The 20,709-nt window shown below is 75.0% G+C and carries 10 protein-coding genes; all 10 read left to right on the plus strand.

Annotated elements, in window-relative coordinates:
- Positions 1-14 precede the first annotated feature (14 nt).
- The gene (locus ACGF3I_RS11075) at positions 15-2,288 is read left to right on the plus strand and encodes an acyltransferase domain-containing protein (RefSeq protein WP_393130427.1); all 2,274 of its coding nucleotides are present in this window, start codon (positions 15-17) and stop codon (positions 2,286-2,288) included.
- Positions 2,285-9,028: an amino acid adenylation domain-containing protein gene (locus tag ACGF3I_RS11080; protein ID WP_393130429.1), complete on the plus strand. Its 6,744-nt coding sequence runs from the start codon at positions 2,285-2,287 to the stop codon at positions 9,026-9,028. The genes ACGF3I_RS11075 and ACGF3I_RS11080 overlap by 4 nt, the downstream gene beginning before the upstream one ends.
- Complete coding sequence (locus ACGF3I_RS11085) at positions 9,021-12,077, plus strand: type I polyketide synthase (protein ID WP_393130431.1); 3,057 nt, start codon at positions 9,021-9,023, stop codon at positions 12,075-12,077. The genes ACGF3I_RS11080 and ACGF3I_RS11085 overlap by 8 nt, the downstream gene beginning before the upstream one ends.
- Entirely contained in the window at positions 12,074-16,477 is a 4,404-nt protein-coding gene (locus tag ACGF3I_RS11090) for an amino acid adenylation domain-containing protein (protein WP_393130433.1), read from the plus strand. Before ACGF3I_RS11085 ends, ACGF3I_RS11090 begins: the two co-directional genes overlap by 4 nt.
- An 89-nt stretch (positions 16,478-16,566) precedes the next feature.
- Positions 16,567-17,496, plus strand: coding sequence for a methyltransferase domain-containing protein (locus tag ACGF3I_RS11095; protein WP_393130435.1), 930 nt, complete (start codon positions 16,567-16,569; stop codon positions 17,494-17,496).
- A complete protein-coding gene (locus ACGF3I_RS11100; RefSeq protein WP_393130437.1) occupies positions 17,493-17,693 on the plus strand; it encodes an MbtH family protein in 201 nt (66 codons plus the stop codon). The genes ACGF3I_RS11095 and ACGF3I_RS11100 overlap by 4 nt, the downstream gene beginning before the upstream one ends.
- 39 nt (positions 17,694-17,732) lie before the next feature.
- A complete protein-coding gene (panD, locus tag ACGF3I_RS11105; RefSeq protein ID WP_393130438.1) occupies positions 17,733-18,149 on the plus strand; it encodes an aspartate 1-decarboxylase in 417 nt (138 codons plus the stop codon).
- Positions 18,146-18,955 (plus strand): thioesterase II family protein, encoded by an 810-nt coding sequence (locus ACGF3I_RS11110; protein ID WP_393130440.1) that lies wholly within the window; start codon positions 18,146-18,148, stop codon positions 18,953-18,955. Before panD ends, ACGF3I_RS11110 begins: the two co-directional genes overlap by 4 nt.
- A gap of 116 nt (positions 18,956-19,071) precedes the next feature.
- On the plus strand, positions 19,072-19,914 hold the full coding sequence (locus tag ACGF3I_RS11115; protein WP_393130442.1) for a putative 2OG-Fe(II) oxygenase: 843 nt from the start codon (positions 19,072-19,074) through the stop codon (positions 19,912-19,914).
- A gap of 3 nt (positions 19,915-19,917) precedes the next feature.
- A complete protein-coding gene (locus ACGF3I_RS11120; protein WP_393130444.1) occupies positions 19,918-20,655 on the plus strand; it encodes an SDR family NAD(P)-dependent oxidoreductase in 738 nt (245 codons plus the stop codon).
- Positions 20,656-20,709 lie beyond the last annotated feature (54 nt).

Raw genomic sequence — 20,709 nt, forward strand, 5'->3', positions numbered from 1 at the left:
GCGAAGGCACACCAGTGACGACATCGACGTGGGCCGGCCACACGACCGTGGCGGCCGATGACGCCGCACCCGGCGGCGGGACGGGCCGAACCGCGCTCGTCTTCTCCGGGCAGGGCAACCAGTGGCTGGGCATGGGCCGGGAGCTGCTGCTCCGGGAACCGGCCGTGCGGGCCGTGTTCCAGGAGGCGGACGACATCCTGCGCGCGGACGCCGGGTGGTCGCCGATCGGCGAACTGTCCGCCGACCGGGGCGAGTCGCGGCTGGAGGACCCGGCCGTCCTCCAGCCGGTGCTGGTGAGCCTGCAGATCGCGCTCGCCCGGCTGCTCGCCGAACGGGGCGTGCGGGCCGACGCGTTCACCGGGCACAGCCTCGGCGAGATCGCTGCCGCCGTCGCCGCCGGAGCGCTCGACCTGCCGGCGGCGCTGCGACTGGCCCGGCTGCGCGGCACGTTGATGCGCCGCGCCGTGGGCACCGGACGCACCGCCCTCCTCGGGATCGGCGCCGACGAGGCGGCCGACCGGATCGCCCGCCACGGCGGCCTGGCCGACGTGGCCGCGTGGAACGCCCCCGGATCCACCCTGGTGGCGGGCGAGGCCGCGACGATCGCCGCCGTGGTCGCCGAACTGGGCACGCAGGAGGTGTTCTGCCGGATCCTGCCGGGGGAGATCGCCTTCCACAGCCGCTTCCTCGAGCCCCTGCGCGCCGAGTTCGAGGCCGCGGCCGCCGGTGTCGCACCGCGTCCCACCACCGGCTCCCTGGTGTCCACGGTCACCGGTGAGGTGGTGGCGGGGGAGCGGCTCGACGCCGCCCACTGGGCCGACAACCTGCGCCGCCCGGTGCGCTTCCTCCAGGCCGTGGACTCCCTGCTCGCCCTGGGCGTCCGGACCTTCGTCGAGGTCGGGCCCCACCCCACGCTCTCGCCGTCGCTGGCCGACTGCTGCGCGGCCCACGGGATCGAGCCGCTGATCCTGCCCACCCTGCGCCGCGGCGAGGGCGAGCAGGAGAACCTGCTGCGGACCGTGTGGCGGCTGCGCGCCGCCGGCGCCGTCCGAACCCCGCGGTCCCAACAGGCCCCCGCCGTACGCTTCTTGGCGGCCACCGTGGCCCCCTCGCCCCGGCCCGCCCTGCGCGGACGTGCCGCGCAGTTCGCGGCCGCCCTCGCCGACACGGCACTCGGCGCGCTGCCCGAGGGCCCCGCCGCCATCCGCTGGGAGACAGCCGCCCCGGGCCCACGGCCGGCCGAGGCTTCCCTGGTCGCCGCCCCGGTGGCCCCCGGCGCCGCTGCCGTCGCCGTGTACGGGCGCGCCCCGCGCGGGACCTGGACCCGGCTCGCCACGGCGTGGCCGGGGACCCCCGACCCGGCCGCCGCGCCCACCGCGCCGGGCCCCCTCGACACGATGGCCGGCCGCTGCACGCGGCCCCGCGCCCTCGCCGACGCCGCGGTTGAGGCGGCCTGGCAGGGCGGGGGCGAGGTCCTCGTCCGGCTGCGGCCGGGCGCCGCCGGGACCCGGCGCGAGGTGCTCGACGTCGCCCTGCGGGTGGCCGCCGCCGCCCTGGACGCGCACGAGCCCACGGCCCTGGACGGATGCGAGCGGTACGCCGGCACGGCCCCGGCCCGCTGGGTGCACCTGGCGCCCGCACCGGCCGCGAGCGACGACCCCGACGGTACGGACGGGAACGCGACCGCCGTCCACGTCCTGGCGGAGGACGGCACGCTCCTGCTGCGCGTCGCCCGCTCGTGGTGGCGGGCCGCGGAGGAGGAGCCCGCCCCGACCGCGCCCGAGTCCGCGCCCCGGTCCGGGTCGGCCCCCGACTCCGCCGAGGAGGCGTTCGACCTCCCCGCGCTGCTGGCCGCCGAACCCGCCACCCGGGTCGCCCTGCTCACCGAGCGGGTGCGCCGCGCGACCGCGGCCGTCCTGCGCACCGGCTTCGACCGGGTGCCGGCCGACCGCCCGCTCAACCGGCTCGGCATGGACTCGGTCATGGGGCTGGAACTGCGCCGCCGGCTGGAGAAGGACTGCGGCGTCGACATCGGCCTGGTGCGCATCCTGCGCGGTGCCACCCCCACCGACGTCGCCGAGGAGCTGGCGGCCGAACTCGCCGCGCTCCTCCCCGCACCCGCCGGCCCGCCCGGCCCCCAGGCGGACGCCACCCGCCCCCCGGCGCTGCCCGACCTCGACGACCCCGCGGACGTCGAGCGGCTGCTCGCCGACCTCGACGCACTGACTCCGGAGGAGGTGGACTCGCTGCTCGGCCGACTGGCCAACGACGCGGCGGGCGAGATATGACGACACACCAGGCCACACCCCCCGCGGGCGCCGACGTCCCGACCGCCCTTGACGCGCGCCGCGCCCTGCTCCGCGCGGAGCTGCTGCGCCGCGCCGCCGCCCGTCCCGCCGCCGCACCGACCGCCGCCGCACCGACCGCCGGTGCGACGGGCGCCGCCGACACGGCCGCAGACACGGCCGCCGGCACGGCCCCGACCGACCACCCGGTCTCCGAAGGCCAGCGCGCTCTGTGGCTGTTCGACCAGATGCACCCGGGCAGCCCCGCCTACAACCTCTGCTTCGCCGCCGAGGTCGCCGGCCCGCTCGACCCGGCCGCCCTGCGCACTGCTCTGCAGAGCCTGCTCGACCACCACCCGGTGCTGCGTACGGCCGTCGTGCAGGCGGGCGGCGAGCTGGTCCAGCGCGTCCGCACCGGCATCCGGGTCGACTTCACGGAGACCGACCTCACCGGCCGGGACGGCGCGGCCCAGGACGCGGCCGTCACCGCCTTCGTCGAGCGCCCCTACGACCTGGGCGAGGGCGCCTTCCTGCGCGCCGAGGTGCTGCACACCGGACCCGGGCGGGCCGTCCTGCTCCTGGGCACCCACCACATCGCCGCCGACCTCTGGGCGTTCTCGCTGATGGTGCGCGACCTCCAGCAGGCCTATCCGGCCGCCCGCGCCGGCCGCCCGGCGGCCCTCGCCGCGCCCGCCGCCGACTACCTGGAATACACCCGCCGCCAGCGCGCCCTCGTCGCCGGCCCCAAGGGCCGGGCGAGCGCCGCGTACTGGAGCGAGACGCTGTCCGGCGAGGTGCCCCGCCTCGAACTGCCCACCGACCGGCGCGCCCCGGCCCGGCCCAGTCACCGCACCGCCGTGCACGCCTTCGCCCTCGACGCCGGGACCACCGCGGGCCTGCGCCGGCTGGCCCGGGAGAGCGGCGGCACGCTCTACACGGCCGTACTCACCGCCTTCAACCTGCTGTTGCACCGCTACACCGGCCAGGACGACATCTGGCTCGGCTCCGTCTCCACCGGGCGCGGCGCGGCCGTCTTCGAGGACGTCGTCGGCTACTTCGCCAACCTGATGGTGCTGCGCACCCGGGTGCGGCCCGAGGACACCTTCCGCGGCCTGCTGGCACAGGTGCGCGAGAGCGCGCTCGACGCGATGGAGCACCAGGACTATCCGTACCCGCTGGTCGCCGAGCAGGTCGCGCGGCAGAGCGCGGGCGGCGGGGGCGGATCGCTCTTCGACGTCGCCTTCTTCTACGAGTCCGCCTCCTACACCACCGAACAGGGTCTCTCCCTCTTCGCCACCGGCGCCGAGGGGGCCCAACTGGCCATTGGCGACCTGCTTCTGACGCCCCGTCCGGTTCCGGTGCAGGGCAGCGAACACCACCTCACCGTCTTCGCCGAGGAGGTGGGCGGCGGCGTCACCTGCTCCCTGCGCTACGCCGTCGACCTCTTCGACCGGGCGACGGCCGAAGATCTCGGGCGCCACTTCCAGGCCCTGGCGGCCGCCTGCGCGGCCCGCCCCGACGCCCCGCACGGCGAGCTCGCGATGCTTTCGCCGGCCGACCTGCGCCAGGTGCTGACCGGATGGAGCCGTCCCGGCGACCCGGCCGCCCTGGCCGCGCGCGGCGCCCATGAGCTGGTGCTCGCGCAGGCCGCCCGTACGCCCGGCGCGACCGCCGTGGAATGCGGCGACGAACGACTCACCTACCGCGAACTGGCCGCGCAGGCAACCGAGTTGGCGTACGTCCTGCGGGCGCGCGGGGTGGGGCCCGAGGTGAAGGTGGGCCTCAGCGGCGACGGCACCCCCCGTCTGTGGGTGGGCATGCTCGCCGTCCTGATGGCCGGTGGCGCGTACATCCCGCTCGATCCCACCTATCCGGTCAAGCGGCTGGAGTACATGATGGAGGACTCCTCCATCGCGCTGCTGCTCGCCCACAGTTCCGTGGTCGACCGGCTGCCCGCCGTGGACGTGCCCGTCCTCCACCTGGACGAGGTCCACCGGGCCCCGAAGGACGCGCCCGCGCTGCCCGCCCCCGACGGCGGCCGCCTGGCGTACGTCATCTACACCTCCGGGTCCACCGGCCGCCCCAAGGGCGTGATGGTCGAGCACGCCGGTCTGGTCGACTTCGACCTCGCCCACCGCGAGTCGATGCCCGCGATCGAGGGCCGCCGCGTCCTGCAGAACGCCTCCATCAGCTTCGACGTCAGCACCTGGGAATGGATGATGGCGCTGACCACCGGCGCCACCCTCGTGGTCGCCCCCCGCGAGGAACTGCGTCCCGGGCCGCCGCTGGTCGACACCATCCGCCGCGAGCGCGTCACCACGCTGAGCGCCACGCCCTCGGTCCTCGCCACCATGGACCCCGCCGAACTGCCCACCGTCACCGAGCTCACCTCCGTCGGCGAGGCCATCTCCGCCGACCTGGTGCGCGCCTGGTCCCCGGGCCGCCGGATCTGCAACGCGTACGGGCCCACCGAGATCACCGTCTTCTGCACCACGGCGATCCTGCGCCCCGACGGCACGGTCCCGCCCATCGGCCGCGCCCTGCCCGGCACCGAGCTGTACGTGCTCGACGCCGCGCTGCGTCCCGTCCCGGCGGGGGTCGTCGGCGAGCTGTACCTCGGCGGCACCGGCGTCACCCGCGGCTACCAGAACCGCCCGGACCTGACGGCCGACCGCTATGTTCCGCACCCCTTCTCCGCCGAACCGGGCGCCCGCGTCTACCGCACCGGGGACCGGGTCCGCTTCGACCGCGGGGGCACCCTGCACTACCTCGGCCGCGCCGACCACCAGGTCAAGATCCGCGGCGTGCGCATCGAGCCCGCCGAGGTCCAGGACGCCCTGGAGTCGCACCCGGGGGTGCGCGAGGCCGTGGTCATGGCCCGCCCGGACCGGGATGGCCGGCTCGTCCTGGCGGGCTACGTGCTCAAGGAACCCGCCGCCGAGCAGCCGCCCACGGTCGCCGCGCTGCGCGCGCACCTGGCCGAGCGGCTCACCTCCGCGATGATCCCCTCGCACCTGTTCGTCCTGGACGCCTTCCCGCTGAATCCCAACGGGAAGGCCGACCGCGACCGGCTGCCCGCCCCCGAGGAACTGCCCGAGGACGGCGGGCACCGCGCCGCGCCGCCCACCACGCCCACCGAGAAGACCGTGGCCGAGGTCTGGGCCGAACTGCTCGGCACCGACCGGCTCGGCGTGGACTCCAACTTCTTCGAACTGGGCGGCCACTCGCTGCTCGCCATCCGGGCGGCGGCCCGCCTGCACGAGCGCACCGGCGTCGAACTGCCGCTGCGGGACCTCTTCGACGCCCCCGCGCTCGGCGCCGTGGCCGCCCGCATCGACACCCTCGCCGCCGACGGCCCCGCCGAGGAAACCGTCCCGGGCGCCTCCCCGTCCGCGATCGCACCCATTCCGGCGCTGCCGCGCGGCCCGGAAGGGCTCGCGCTGTCCTCCGCCCAGCAGCGCCTGTGGTTCGTCGAACAGCTCCACCCCGGCGGCCTCGCCTACCGGATCGCGGGCGAACTCCACCTGGAGGGCCGCCTCGACGTCACCGCGCTGCGCACCGCGCTCACCGAGGTCGTACGCCGCCACGAGGCGCTGCGCACCGTGTACGTGGCCCGTGCGGGCGAGCCCCGCCAGGTGGTCGTCGAGGAACTGCCCGACGCACTGCTGCCGCTGATCGACCTCACCGCGCAGGCCCCGGCGGACCGGGAGACGGCGCTCGCCGACCACACCGAGCGGTTCACCCGGCGCCCCTTCGACCTCACCCGCGCGCCCCTGCACACCCAGCTCGTCAAGGTGGCCGAGGACCGGCACATCCTGCGGCTGGCCGTCCACCACATCGCCGCCGACGGCTGGTCGATGCGACTGGTGGTCCGCGAACTCACGGCTCTGTACGCCGAGTTCACCGGAGGTGAGCCCGCCGGCCTGGCCGAACCGGTGGTCCAGTACGCCGACTTCGCCGCCTGGCAGCGCGAGCGGCAGAGCGGCGCCGCCGCCGAGGACGCGCTCGGCCACTGGGTGAAGACCCTCGACGGCGCACCGCCCGCCCTGGAACTCCCGACCGACCGGCCGCGCCGCGACCTCCAGGACCGCCCGGCCGCCCGGGTTCGCCGGACCCTGCCCGCCGACCTCGTCGAGCGGCTGCGGGCGCTGGCCGCCCAGGAGAACGCCTCCCTGTCGATGGCCCTGCTCACCGCGTTCAAGGGCGTGCTCTGCCGGTGGTCGGGGGAGCGGGACGTCGTGGTGGGCATGCCGGTCGCCGGCCGCGGCCGCCAGGACCTGGAGCACGGGGTCGGCCTGTACGTGAACACCGTGGCGGTACGCACCGACCTCTCCGGCGGGCCCGCCTACCGGGAGGCGCTGCGCCGGGTGCGCGGCAGCGCACTGGACGCCGACGCCCACCAGGACGTGCCCTTCGAGCGGGTGGTCGACCGGCTCGGGCTCGCCCGTGACCTCACCCGCACCCCGGTCTTCCAGGTGCTGTTCAACATGCTCAACCTGGACGACTCGCGCCACGACCTGCCCGGCCTGACCGCCCGTCTGGTCGAGGCCGAGGACCTGAGCGCCCGTTTCGACCTGACGCTGTACGTCAAACCCGGAGCCGACGGATCCCTGGGCCTGGACCTCGTCTTCGACTCCTGGCTGTTCGACGGCGGCACGGTGGAGGCCTTCCTCGACCAGTTCGCCGCACTGCTGCTCGCCGCCGCCGAGACGCCCGAGGCGCCCCTGGAGGAGCCGGCCCTGCCGTGCCCGGCGGCCCTGCCGGACCCGGCGGCACCGCTGCCGCCCGGCCCGCGCACCGCCGCCGTGCACGAGCGGTTCGCCGCCACCGTCGCCGCGCGGCCCGATGCGATCGCCCTGCGCCACCTCGGCGCCGAGTGGACGTACCGTCAACTGGACTGCTCTGTACAGGAGTTGACGTCGGGGCTCGCCGAGGTCGGGATCGGCCCCGGCGACACGGTCGCGGTGCACGCCGAGCGCACCCCCGCCCTGGTGGTCGCGATCCTCGCCGCGCTGCGCCGCGGGGCCGCGTTCTCGGTGCTCGACCGGGCCCACCCGGCCGGGCGCCGGGAACGGATCGCCCGCGCCCTGGAACCCGCCGCCTGGCTGGAGACCGGGGCCGAGCGGCCCGAGCTCCCGGCCGGTGTCACGGTCCGGTCCGCCCGGGTCGTCCCGCCACTCGCCGACGCCATGGACGACAGGGGCGGCAGCGCCGCCGCACCGGCGGCCGACCGCGACGCACCCGCACCGGCCGGCGCGACGGACGCCCGGGAGGGGAGCCCCTCAGCACCGGCCGGCCCCGGCGACACCGCGTACATCGCCTTCACCTCCGGAACCACCGGTGAGCCCAAGGGCGTCGTGGGCACGCACGGACCGCTCGCGCACTTCCTCGACTGGTACACGGCCACCTTCGAGGTGAGCGCCGACGACCGGTTCGCGCTCAGCTCCGGGCTCAGTCACGACCCGCTGCTGCGCGACCTGTTCGTCCCCCTGGCCCTGGGCGCCCGGCTGCACGTCCCCACCGCGCGGGACCTGGCTGCACCCGAGGCGTTCGGCCGCTGGCTGGCCGACGAGCGGATCACGGTGCTGCACCTCACTCCGCCGCTGGCCCGGTTCCTCGCCGGACTCGGCGACGGCTGCCTGCCCGCGCTGCGGTACGTGTTCTTCGGCGGCGACGTGCTGACCGGCCGCGAGGTGGCCGTCATGCGCCGGCTCGCCCCGGGCGCGCGCCTCGTCAACTTCTACGGCGCCACCGAGACCCCCCAGGCCCCGGCCTGGCACCCGGTGGGCGAGAGCGCCCCCGACGAGCAGGTGCCCCTGGGCACCGGCATCGACGGCACCCAGCTGCTGGTCCTGCGCGGATCGCGCGGCGCGGCCCCCGGGGAACTGGGCGAAGTCGTCGTACGGACCGTCCACTTGGCCCGGGGCTACCTCGGCGCCGACGACGCGGGCCGCTTCACCGCCGACCCGGCGGCGCGGTACGGCGAGCGGCTCTACCGCACCGGCGACCTCGGCCGCTACCGGCCGGACGGCACCGTGGTGTTCGCCGGCCGGGCCGACCGCCAGGTCAAGGTGCGCGGCCACCGCGTCGACCTCGCGGGCGTCGAGCACGCCCTGCGCGCGCACCCGGCGGTCACCGCCGCCGTGGCCGCCGCCGTCACCGACGCCACCGGTGAACTCGCCCTCGCCGCCTGGGCCACCACCGACGGCTCCGCCGACGGACCGGCGCTGCGCGCCGACCTGCTGACGCGGCTGCCCGCCGCGATGGTGCCGGGCACCGTGGAGGTGGTCGAGGCGGTACCGCTGACCGCCAACGGCAAGGTGGACCTCGCCGCGCTGCGCGCCCTGCGCCGCGACCCGGCACCGGCCGGCGCGCGACTCCCCGCCACCCGGACGGAGGAGCGGATCCGTGCCCTGTGGCAGGAACTTCTCGGCATCGAGGACATCGGCCGCGAGGACACCTTCTTCGGCCGCGGCGGCCACTCGCTGCAACTCGTACCGCTCCAGCTGCGGATCCGCGAGGAACTCGGGGCCGACGTACCCGTGGTCGAACTGCTGCGGCACCCGACCGTGGCCGCCCTCGCCGCCCACCTCGACGGCCTGCTGTCCGGCGGCGTGTCGGGTACGGGGAGCGGCGCCGCACATCAATCGAGCAGCCGGGCCGCGCGGGACGAAGCGGCCGAACGCGCCAGACGGGTCGCCGACCGGCGGCGCCGGATGAGAAGGGGACAGGGGGATGTCTGAGCTCGTGGGAGCAGAGGACCTCGGGGACGAACCCGAGAGGATCGCCGTCGTGGGGCTGGCGTGCCGGGTGCCCGGCGCGCCGGACGTGACCCGCTTCTGGCAGAACCTGGTGGGGGGCGTCGAGTCCATCGAGCGGCTCCCGGTTCCGCCCGACGCGCCCGAGGGCTACGTGCCCGCCGTGGCGCGCGTCGAGGGCGTCGAGGAGTTCGACGCGGAGTTCTTCGGGATGACCCCGCGCGAGGCGGCGCTCGCCGACCCGCAGCAGCGGCTCTTCCTGGAGCAGTGCTGGACGTCCCTGGAGGACGCGGGCTGCGACCCGGAGCGCTACCCGGGCCGGATCGGCGTATGGGGCGGCGTCTCCTTCAACTCCTACCTCGTCCTGAACGTGCTGCCCGGCCTGTCGCGCGAGCAGCTGCTCGGCGAGTACCCGGCCGCGCTGCTGCACGGCAACGACAAGGACTACGTGACCAGCCGGGTGGCCCACCGCCTCGGCCTGACCGGCCCCGCCGTGACCGTGCAGAGCGCCTGCTCCACCTCGCTGGTCGCGATCGCCGAGGCCGCCCGCGCCCTGCTCGACTACCAGTGCGACATGGCGCTCGCGGGCGGCGCCGGCGTCAAACTCCCGCAGGACTGGGGGTACGTGTACGAGTCCGGCGGCATCCAGTCGCCCGACGGGTACTGCCGGGCCTTCGACGCGGAGGCGGCCGGCACGGTCTTCGGCAGCGGCGTGGGCGTGGTCGCGCTGAAGCGGCTCTCGGACGCGATCGCCGATGGCGACCGCATCCACGCCGTGATCCTCGGCTCCGCCGTCAACAACGACGGCGCCCGCAAGCCCGGTTACACCGCGCCCAGCGTCGACGGGCAGATCCAGGTCCTGCACGACGCCTACTCCGCCGCCGAGGTGCCCCCCGCCTCGATCGGCTACGTGGAGGCGCACGGCACCGGGACCGCCATCGGCGATCCCATCGAACTCGCCGCCCTGGACGAGGTGTTCGGTGCCGACGGGGTGACCCCGGGCGCGGTGGCCATCGGCTCGGTCAAGACCAACATCGGCCACCTCAACGCCGCTTCGGGCGTGATCGGCCTGATCAAGGCGGTGCTCGCGGTCCGCGAAGGCGTGCTGCCCCCGACCCTGCACTACCGCGACCGCAACCCCCGCACCAGCGACAAGTCGTCCTTCGCGGTCAACGACCGGCTGCGCCCCTGGCCGGTCGGCGACGGGCCGCGCCGGGCGGGCGTCAGCTCCCTCGGGGTCGGCGGCACCAACGCGCACGTCGTCCTGGAACAGGCCCCGCCGACGGTGACCCCCGCCGCGACCGGCGACGCCGCCGACGGCGAGGACCGGCTGCTGGTGGTCTCCGCGAAGAGCCCCGCCGCACTGGCCGAGGCCACCGAACGCCTCGCCGGCGCCCTGGAGGCGACTCCCGGTCCCGCCCTGACGGACGTGGCCCACACCCTGACCCGCCGCCGCAGGACCTTCCCGCACCGCGCCGCGGTCGTCGCGAGCACTCCGGCCGAGGCCGCCGGACGACTGCGCCGGGCCACCCGGGCCCATGCCAAGGGACCCGCGCCCGCCGTCCTGCTCCTGCCGGGACAGGGCACCCAGTACCAGGGCATGACCGCTGAACTCCTGCGCACCGAGCCGGAGTTCGCCCGGCACATCGCCGTCTGCGCCGAACTCCTCGCCCCGCACAGCGGCATCGACCTGCTCTCCCTCCTGTCGGCGTCCGCCGCGCCCGGCGCGGTCGACCCGCTGGTCGACACCCGGCTGGCCCAGCCCGCCCTCTTCGCCGTCGAGTACGCCCTCGGCCGCTGGTGGAGCGCGCGCGGTGTGCGGCCCGCCGCGATGATCGGGCACAGCCTGGGCGAGTGGGCCGCGGCCACCCTGGCCGGGGTCTTCACCCTGGAGGACGCCGTACGCCTGGTCGCGGCGCGCGGCGCGATGATGGCCGAGCGCCCCCGCGGCGCCATGCTCGCCGTCGAACTGACCGAGCGGGAGGCCCGCGCCCTGGAGGGCCCCGGCCTGTCGATCGCCGCCCTCAACGCCCCGCAGCGGTGCGTGCTCTCCGGCGAGGAGTCGGCCGTGGCCCGGGCGGAGGCGGGGCTCGCGGAGCGCGGGGTGGCCGCGAAGCGCCTGGTGACCTCGCACGCCTTCCACTCCGCGATGCTCGACCCGATGCTGGCGCCCTTCGAGCGACTGGTCGCCCAGGTGCCGCTGCGCACCCCGGACGTCCCCTTCGTCTCCAACGTCACCGGCACCTGGATCACGGACGACCAGGCCACCGACCCCCGCTACTGGGCCGGACAGGCGCGTGCCGCCGTGCGGTTCGCCGACGGCGTCGCCACCCTGCTGGCCGCCGAGCCCGACCCGGTGTTCCTCGAACTCGGCCCCGGCCGGGCGCTGGGCCGCTTCGCCGCCCAGGTGGCGGGCCCCGAGGTGCGGACCGTGAACACCGTACGGGGCGCCCGGCAGGCCGGTTCCGACCGGCGCTTCCTGCTGGAGGCGCTGGGCCGGGCCTGGGCGTGCGGGGTGGCCGTGGAGCTGCCCGAGGCCGTCGGTCACCCGGTGGACCTGCCGGGCCACCCCATGAACCGCCGCAGGCACTGGATCGAGCCGGCCCCGCAGGCGCCGGCGCCGCGGACGGAGCCCGCCGGCCCGGAGCCGGTGGCCGCCACTCCCCGGACGCCGGCCGGGCCGGGGGCGGACGAGGCCGGGCCGGGGCGGACCCCGCCCGTCGCGGGGCCCGCGGCGCGGGTCACCGAGGTCTGGCGCGAGCTGCTGGGCATCGAGGACATCGGCCCCGACGCCGACCTGTTCATGCTCGGCGGCGACTCGCTGAACGCCTCCCAGCTCGTCTCCCGGGCCAACCGGCTCTTCGCGGTCGACCTCCCCCTGGAGGACTTCCTCGACGAGCCGACCGTCCGGCGGATGGCCGAACTCGTCCTCCGCGCCCAGACCGAACGCGCCCAGACCGAACGCGCACAGACCGAATGCGCCCAGACCGAACGCGTACAGACCGACGACCCTGCCGAGGCGGTGGAGCAGTGACCCTCCCGACCAGCGAACCCCTCTCGTTCGCCCAGCAGCGCATGTGGTTCATGGAAGAACTCGTGCCCGGCACCGCGCTGCAGAACATCCCGCTCGCCGTCCGCCTGACCGGCCCCCTGGACATCGGCGCCGTGCGCGGCGCCCTGAACGCGGTGGTGCGCCGCCACGACACCCTGCGCACCGCCTTCGGCGTCCACCAGGGCGCCCCGGGCCACCGGGTCATCGCCCCGCAACAGGCTCAACTCACCGTTCCCGTAACGGACTTCGGGCCCGGCGCGGCGGGGGAGGGGACCGTGGGCGGATGGCTGCGGCAGCAGGCCACCGAGCCCTTCGCGCTCGACCGGCCCCCGCTGCTGCGCGCCGCCCTGGCCCGGCTCGGCGACCAGGAGCACATCCTCGCCCTGACCGTGCACCACCTGGTGTGCGACGGCTGGTCGCTCGATGTGCTGATCCGCGAGTTCAACGCCGCCTACCAGCGCCTGGCCGAGGGCGCGGCGGACGTCGACTGGGCCGAACTGCCGTACCGCTACGCCGAGTTCACCGAGCGGCAGCACCGGCGCTTCGCCGAGGGGGACATGGCCGGCGACCTCGCGTACTGGCGGAAGAAGCTGGCGGGCGACCTGCCCGCCCTCGAACTGCCCACCGACCGCCCCCGCCCCGAGGAGCCCGGCCACCGGGGCGCCCGGGTCCGACGCGAGATCCCCGAGCCCCTGATGGGCGCGGTCTCCGCGCTGGCCCGCGGCCGCGGCTTCACCCCGTACATGGTGCTGCTCGCCGCCTACGGCGCGCTGCTCCAGCGCTGCGCCGGGCAGAGCGAGGTCATAGTGGGCACGCCCATCGCGGGCCGCGAGGACGTGGACACCGAGGAACTCATCGGCCTGTTCGTCAACACCCTCCCGCTGCGCCTCGACCTTTCCGGGGACCCGTCCTTCGGGGACCTCGTCAAGCGGGTGCGCGCCGTCGCGGTCGGCGCGTACGCCCACCAGGGCCTGCCCTTCGAGAAGATCATCGAGGACCTGCGCCCCGACCGCGGCAGCCACCTCACCCCGTTGTTCCGCACCCTGTTCATCCTCCAGAACGCGACCACCACGGGCCTCGACCTGCCGGGCCTGACCGCAGAGGCCGTCGATACGCACAACGGCACCGCCCGCTTCGACCTCCAGCTCATCGTCGGCAAGCGCCCCGACGGCTGGGTCGCCACCCTGGAGTACGACAGCGACCTGTTCGACGGCGCCTCCGCGGAACGGATGCTCGACCGGTACCTCGTCCTCCTCGCCGGCGCCGTGGCCGACCCCGGCACCCGGCTCGCCCGGCTGCCGCTGCTCAGCCCCACCGAGCAGCGCAGGGTGCTCGAAGTGGGCCGCCGCGCCCAGGACTTCCCGGTCACCGAGTGCCTGCACGAGACCTTCGCCCGGCACGCCCGGCAGCGGCCCGCGGCCGTCGCCGTCAGCTGCGGCGACGAGAGCCTCAGCTACGCCGAACTCGACCGCAGGGCCGAGGCGTTGGCCCTGCGGCTGCGGGCCGCGGGCGTCGGCCGCGAGAGTCTGGTCGGCCTCTTCCTGGAGCGCGGGCTCGACACCGCCGTCGCGATCCTCGGCGTCTTCAAGGCGGGCGGCGCCTACGTCCCCATGGACCCGCTCTACCCGGCCGCCCGGCTGGCCCGGATCCTCGGCGACGCCACCCCGCACGTCCTGGTCACCCACGACTCGCTGCGCGGCGCCCTGCCCCCGTACGAGGGCCACCTCCTGGTGCTCGACCGGCCCGAGGAGCCCTTCCCGGACCCGGCCCGCCCGGTGCCGCTGCGGGACCCGGTCCCGCAGGCGCCGGACAACACGGCGTACGTCATCTACACCTCCGGCTCCACCGGCACCCCCAAGGGCGTGCAGGTCACCCACGCCACCGTGGCCCGGATGTTCGCGGCCATGACCGCCACCAGCACCTACTCCTTCGACGAGCACGACGCCTGGCCGATGCTGCACAGCTACGCCTTCGACGTTTCCGTGGTCGAGATGTGGGGCGCCTGGCTGCACGGCGGCCGCCTGGTGGTCGTGCCCATGGACACCGCCCGCGACCCCGAGGCGTACTACGCCCTGGTCCGGGAGGAAGGGATCACCGTCCTCAACCAGACCCCGTCCGCCTTCGTGCACTTCGCGGCCGTGGACGCCCGGCACGACCCGGACACCCTGCCGCTGCGCGTGATCATCTTCGGTGGCGAGGCCCTGGAGTCCGGCACCCTCGCCAGCTGGTTCGACCGCCACGGCGACCGCGGCCCCCGCCTGGTCAACATGTACGGCATCACCGAGACCATCCACGTCACCATCCGCGAGATGACGGCCGAGGACGTCCGCCTGGGCCGCCGCAGCCCCATCGGCCGCCCCATGCCCGACATGGAGCTGTACGCCCTGGACGACCTGCTCCAGCCGGTGCCGATCGGCGTGACCGGCGAGCTGTACGTCGGCGGCCCCGGCCTGGCCCGGTGCTACTTCCGCGATCCGGTCAAGACCGCCGACCGGTTCGTCCCGCACCCGTTCACCGACCGGCCCGGGGAGCGCCTGTACAAGAGCGGGGACCTCGCCCGGCTCACCCCGCGCGGCGAGTTCGAGTACGTCGGCCGCGCCGACCACCAGGTCAAGATCCGCGGCTACCGCATCGAGACCGGCGAGGTGGAGGCCGTCCTGCTCGACCACCCCGACGTGCACGCCGCGGTGGTCGTTCCGCAGCGCGGCGCCGACGGCGAGACGCACCTGTACGGCTACGCCACGCTGGAGCCCGGCGCCCGGTCCGGGGAGAGCGCCGAGGACACCGGAGCCCTGCTGCGCGAGCACCTCGCCGAGCGGCTGCCCGCCTACATGGTCCCCACCGCCGTGGTGGTCCTCGCGGCCCTGCCGCTGACCGTCAACGGCAAGGTGGACCGCAAGGTGCTGCCCGTGCCGGAGCCGGTGCGCGCCGTCGGGACGGCCGCCTACGTCGCGCCCCGCACCTCGGCCGAGCTGCGGGTGGCCGCGGCCTGGCGCGAACTCCTGGGCCTCGACCGGGTCGGCGTCCACGACAACTTCTTCGACCTGGGCGGCTATTCGCTGCTCGCCACCCGTCTCGTCTTCCGCCTCCGTGAGGAGTTCGGCACCGACCTGCCGCTGCGCGTCCTCTTCTCGGACCCCACCGTGGCCGGCATCGCCGCGGTCCTCGAAGACGCGGGCGCCGCGGGCACGGCGCACGGCGCACCGGTCGCCCCCGTCGCGGCCATGCACGCCGACACCGGGCTCGGCGAGGGCATCGCCGGCTACCCGGCACCGGCCCTGCCCGGCGGCGAGCGCGACATCCTGCTCACCGGCGCCACCGGCTTCCTCGGCGCCTTCCTGCTGGACGCCCTGCTCACCGCCACCGGGGCGAGGGTGCACTGCCTGGTGCGCGCCGCCGACGAGGAAGCCGCCCAGCGGCGCCTGAAGGAGGTGCTGACCGGCTACGGCCTGTGGAACCCCGAGCGCGCCGACCGGCTGCGCGCCGTCCCCGGCGACCTGGCCGCCCCGAAGCTCGGCCTCGACCCGGCCGCGTACCAGGAGCTGGCGGCCCGGATCGACGCCGTCTACCACTGCGGCGCGGCGGTCAACCTGGTCCTGCCGTACGAGGAACTGCGGGCGGCCACCGTCGACGGCACCCGCGAGGTGCTCCGGCTGGCCACCGCGTCGGGCCGGGCCGCGGTGCACCACGTGTCCACGGTCGGCGTCTTCGCCGGGGCGCCCGCCGACGGCGGCGCGCTGGGCGAGACCTCCCCGACCGGACCGCCCGAGCTGCTGCGCCAGGGCTACACCCAGAGCAAGTGGGTGGCCGAGCAGGTGATCGAGCGGGCCCGCGCCGCGGGCGTCCCGGTCACCGTGCACCGCCCCGCGCGGATCGCCGGGCACACCGTCACCGGGGCCTGCCAGAGCGACGACTTCCTGTGGCGGGTCATCAAGGGCTGCGTCCAGGCCGGCGCGGTGCCCGAGGGCATCACCGCCGAGGCCGACCTGGTGCCCGTGGACTACGTGGCCCGCGCGATCGTGGCCGTGGCCGCCCGCCCGGAGGCACTCGGCGGCATCCACCACCAGGTCAACACCCGCCCCGTGCCGCTGGCCCAAGTCCTCGGCCACGTAAGGGACTTCGGGTACCCGCTGGCCGAGAAGAGCCTGCCCGACTGGGTGGAGTGCATCAAGGCCGACCCGGCGAACGCGGCCTACCCGCTGCTGAGCCTCTTCGACCCGGCGGGCGGCGGCGGGGAGTTCGCCGCCGTGCGCTTCGACGACGCCGACACCCGGGCCCACCTCGCCGGAACCGGCGTCGCCTGCCCCGACCTCGACGCGGACCTCTTCCGCACCTACCTCGGCTACTTCGTGCGCGCCGGCTACCTCCCGGCGCCGCACTGAGCCGCCCGGCCATCTCCACGGCCGGCCCCCGCACGACGGCCCCACCGTTTTCCACGACCGACACCTACCGACGGAGACACCGAAGCGCCATGACCACCCAGACCGTGACCCAGACCGTGACCCAGACCGTGACCGAGCCGACCGCCGAGCAGATCGACCAGACCCCCGGCGCCGACATCTCCCGCCCCTCCTCCTACTACAAGCCGGGCGAGCACCACGCGCCGGAGAACGAGATCCACCGGCTGCGCCAGCAGGTGGCCGCCTCCTGGGCCAAGGAGGCCCGCATCCTGCGGGAGTTCGGGCTCACCGAGGACGCCGACGTCCTGGAGATCGGCTCGGGCCCCGGCTACATCAGCGAGCGCCTCCTGGAGGAGATCCCGGCCGGCACGCTGACCTGCCTGGAGCTCAACGAGGACCTGATCGAGCACGCCCGGGGCCACCTCACACCGGCCCGCGAGGACCAGCTGAACATCGTCCAGGGCTCGGTGCTCGAACCGGTCCTGCCCGCCGACAGCTTCGACCTGGCCCACGCGCGCCTGGTGCTCCAGCACGTCCCCGGCACCGTCGAGGCCCTCACCGAGATCCACCGCACCCTTCGCCCCGGCGGCAAGGTCGTCGTCACGGACGTGGACGACGCCCTGTGGGGCCTGCTGCACCCGCAGCCCGACCTGCCGGAGTGGGACGAGGTCGTCAACCTGCGCATCCAGCTCCAGAAGAGCCGCGGCGGCAACCGCCTCCTCGGCCGTGAGCTGGGCCAGTTCATGAAGGCCGCCGGCTTCACCGACATCAAGGTCGAAGCCGTGGCCATCTCCAGCGAGGAGGTCGGCATGGACGTCCTCGCCCCGCAGCTCAACATCCGCTCCCGCACCGCCGCCATGGTCGCCGTCAACCCGGCCGCCGAGCGCCCCTGCGCGGTCGTGGCCGACGCCATGGACGCGTTCGTGGCCCGCCCGGACGCCTCGATGATGCTGGTGTTCTTCATGTTCTCCGGCACCAAGCCGCAGGCGGACGCCCGATGAGCGCCCCGTCCGCCGCCTGGTCCGTAGTCGTCAACCACGAGGAGCAGCGCTCCGTGTGGCCCTCCGACCAGGAGCCGCCGGCCGGCTGGGCCCCGGTGGGCTTCACCGGCAGCCGCGAGGACTGCCTCGCCCGCATCGCCGCCGACTGGAGCGACCTGCGCCCGCTGAGCCTGCGCCGGCGCATGAACCTCCGGTGACCACCGCACCCCGATCACTCAGTCGAAAGTAGGGACACCGTGTACCGGACCATGTTCAAGTCCAAGATCCACCGGGCCAAGGTCACCCAGGCCGACCTGCACTACGTCGGATCGGTGACCATCAGCGCCGACCTGATGGAGGCCGCCGACCTGCTGCCCGGCGAGAAGGTCGACATCGTCGACATCGACAACGGCAACCGCCTGTCCACGTACGTCATCGAGGGCCCGCGCGACTCCGGCGTCATCGGCATCAACGGCGCCGCCGCCCGCCTCATCAGCCCCGGCGACCTCGTGATCATCATCGCGTACGCCACCGTCACCGACGCCGAAGCCCGCGAGGTCACCCCGCACGTGGTCTTCGTCGACGAGCGCAACGCGCCGGTGCACGTCGGCTCCGACCCGGCCGAGACCCCCGCCGGCTCGGGCCTGCTGCGCGGCGACCTCGTCGCCTCATGACCGCGTCCACCGCGCCCGGCCCGCCCGGCGGACGCGTCCTTGCCGGGCACGACCCCGGACCGTGGCTGCGCCGCTACCACGGCCGTCCGGTCCGGGCCGGAGCCACGCTGGTGTGCTTCCCGCACGCGGGCGGCTCGGCCGGGTTCTTCTTCCCGTACTCCGAGGCGCTCTCGGCCCGTTACGACGTCCTCGCCGTGCAGTACCCGGGCCGCCAGGACCGCCACCGCGAGCCCTGTGCGCGGAGCGTCGCCGAACTGGCCGGGGCCGTCGCGGCCGAACTGGCCGCCACCGTCGACCCGGACCGGCCGCTGGCCTTCTTCGGGCACAGCATGGGTGCCGTGGTGGGCTTCGAGACGGCCCGGGCGCTCGCCCGGCTGGGCGTGGGCCGCGGCCCGGACGTGTTCCTGGCCTCCGGCCGGCGGGCGCCCGCCCTCAGCCGCGACGACGGCGTCCACCGGCTGGGCGACCGGGAGTTGGTCGCCGAGATCGAGAAGCTCGGCGGCACCGACGTCAGGATGCTGGAGGACCCCGAGCTCCGCCGCCTCGTCCTGCCCACCGTCCGGGCCGACTTCGCCGCCGTCGAGACGTACCGGCCCGCGGCCGGGGCCCTCGTCGACTGTCCGGTCGTCGCCCTCATCGGCGACGACGACCCCCGGGTGAACGCCGAACAGGCCGCCGCCTGGCGCGATCACACCACCGGCGACTTCTCGCTGAGGATCTTCCCCGGCGGGCACTTCTACCTGGTGGAGCGCCGGCGCGAGGTCCTCGCGACCATCGCCGCGCACGTGGACCCCCTCATGGCTTAGGGGCCGGTAGGGGTGCAGCTTTCGGCCGCATCCCTCGTACCGTCGGATCCGAGGGAGAGGCGAATACCCTCACCCGCTTCTTCCCTCACCTCCTCGAAATGATTTCTGGAGAAACCGTGGGAACCACCACTGCCCTGTCACGCGAGAACGTCAGCAGCAATCAGACGCCCATTTACGTGCTGTTCGACGTGGAAACCGTCGATTCGCCGGAAAAGCTGACCCGGGACCACCTCGTCCGGCTCGCCGCCGGTACGGTCGGCGCCGTCCAGGTCAAGAACTTCGGCAGTCCTGCCGAGTGCGCCGCGGTCCTGGAGGCCCTGGACTCGGTGCCGATGGGTTCGTACGACGAGGAGATCGTCGTGCCGCGCATCCCCAAGCTCGGCCCGGCGGCCTACGACCACTACGACGCCCACGGCCTGGGCGCCGCCTACTGGGAGGACGCCGAGCGCTCCACCGCCCACCGGTCCGGCCTGCTGAACGGCACCGACCCGCTGGCGGCCGCCACCGAGCGCGTCCGGGCGGCCTGGGGCGGCCCGATGGAGCCCGCCTCCTGCGACGGCCGCGCCATGTACGCCGGGATGATCCGCGAGACCACCGGCGGCATGAAGATGCACTGGGACGAGATCGCCCGGGAGCTGCCCGGCGCCCTCGACGAGCCGGTCATCGCCCAGATCGGCCTCAACTGGTACCTGTCGGTGCCCGAGGCGGGCGGCCAGACGCAGATCTTCCGCCGCCGCTGGCTGCCCGGCGACGAGCGGGCCCGGGACGGCTACGGCTACGCGGAGGAACTGGCGCGCGACGAGCCGAGCGTGACCGTCCGCCCGGAGGCGGGTGACGTGGTCATGTTCGATCCCCGCAACTACCACGCGGTGCGCGGCAACGAGGGCCCCGGCCGCCGCGTGGCCCTCTCCTTCTTCATGGGCGTCGGCGCCGACGGCACCCTCCAGTACTGGTCCTGACCGATGGCACAGCGCACGGCGGTCGTGAGCGGCGGCACCCGCGGCATCGGACTGGCCCTCAGCCTGCGGCTCGTGGCCCTCGGCCACCGGGTGTACGCCCTCTACCAGGGGGACAAGGCTGCCGCCGAGGAGGCGGCCGAACGCGGCGGGGGCCTGATCGAGCCGGTCCGGATCGACGTGGGCGTCCCGCTCGCCGTCACCGAGGGCTGCGCCCGCATCCTCGCCGAGGGCGGCGCCCCCGAGGTCCTCGTCAACAACGCGGGGATCAACCGGGACCGGCCCTTCCTCGACCTGACCGAGGAGGACTGGGAGCAGGTCCTCGCGGTCAACCTGACCGGCCCCTACCGGCTCACCCGGGCCCTGGCGCCCGCGATGCTGGCCGCCGGCCGCGGCTGCATCGTCAACGTCGGGGCCACCACGGCCATCCGCCCCCGCAAGAACGGCGCGAACTACTGCGCGGCCAAGGCGGGCCTGCTCCAGCTCACCCGCTGCCTGGCCCTCGAATTCGCCCCGAAGGTCCGTGTCAACGCCCTCATTCCGGGATTCACGGACACCCCCGAAGTAACCGAACGGTACGGCTTGTCCGACCCCGATCGGCGCGCGGAGATCCTGCGCACCATTCCCTCCCAGCGAATCGGCACGGCGCAGGACATCGCCGATGCCCTGGAATTCCTGGTGACCGCCAAGAGCAGCTACGTCACCGGCCAGCAATTGATCGTCGACGGTGGGAACTTCATGTGACAGGCGCCCCGGCCCACGGAGCCGGGGCCCTGCCACTCCCTTCCTTTCATCTGC

This window comes from Streptomyces sp. NPDC048111 (assembly GCF_043202815.1).
Classification (GTDB): domain Bacteria; phylum Actinomycetota; class Actinomycetes; order Streptomycetales; family Streptomycetaceae; genus Streptomyces.

What these genes read in the sequence shown, in the direction of transcription:
- ACGF3I_RS11080 (WP_393130429.1), top strand. Translation starts at nt 2,285, where the DNA reads ATGACGACACACCAGGCCACACCCCCCGCGGGCGCCGACGTCCCGACC.
- ACGF3I_RS11085 (WP_393130431.1), top strand. Translation starts at nt 9,021, where the DNA reads ATGTCTGAGCTCGTGGGAGCAGAGGACCTCGGGGACGAACCCGAGAGG.
- ACGF3I_RS11095 (WP_393130435.1), top strand. Translation starts at nt 16,567, where the DNA reads ATGACCACCCAGACCGTGACCCAGACCGTGACCCAGACCGTGACCGAG.
- ACGF3I_RS11100 (WP_393130437.1), top strand. Translation starts at nt 17,493, where the DNA reads ATGAGCGCCCCGTCCGCCGCCTGGTCCGTAGTCGTCAACCACGAGGAG.
- ACGF3I_RS11110 (WP_393130440.1), top strand. Translation starts at nt 18,146, where the DNA reads ATGACCGCGTCCACCGCGCCCGGCCCGCCCGGCGGACGCGTCCTTGCC.
- ACGF3I_RS11120 (WP_393130444.1), top strand. Translation starts at nt 19,918, where the DNA reads ATGGCACAGCGCACGGCGGTCGTGAGCGGCGGCACCCGCGGCATCGGA.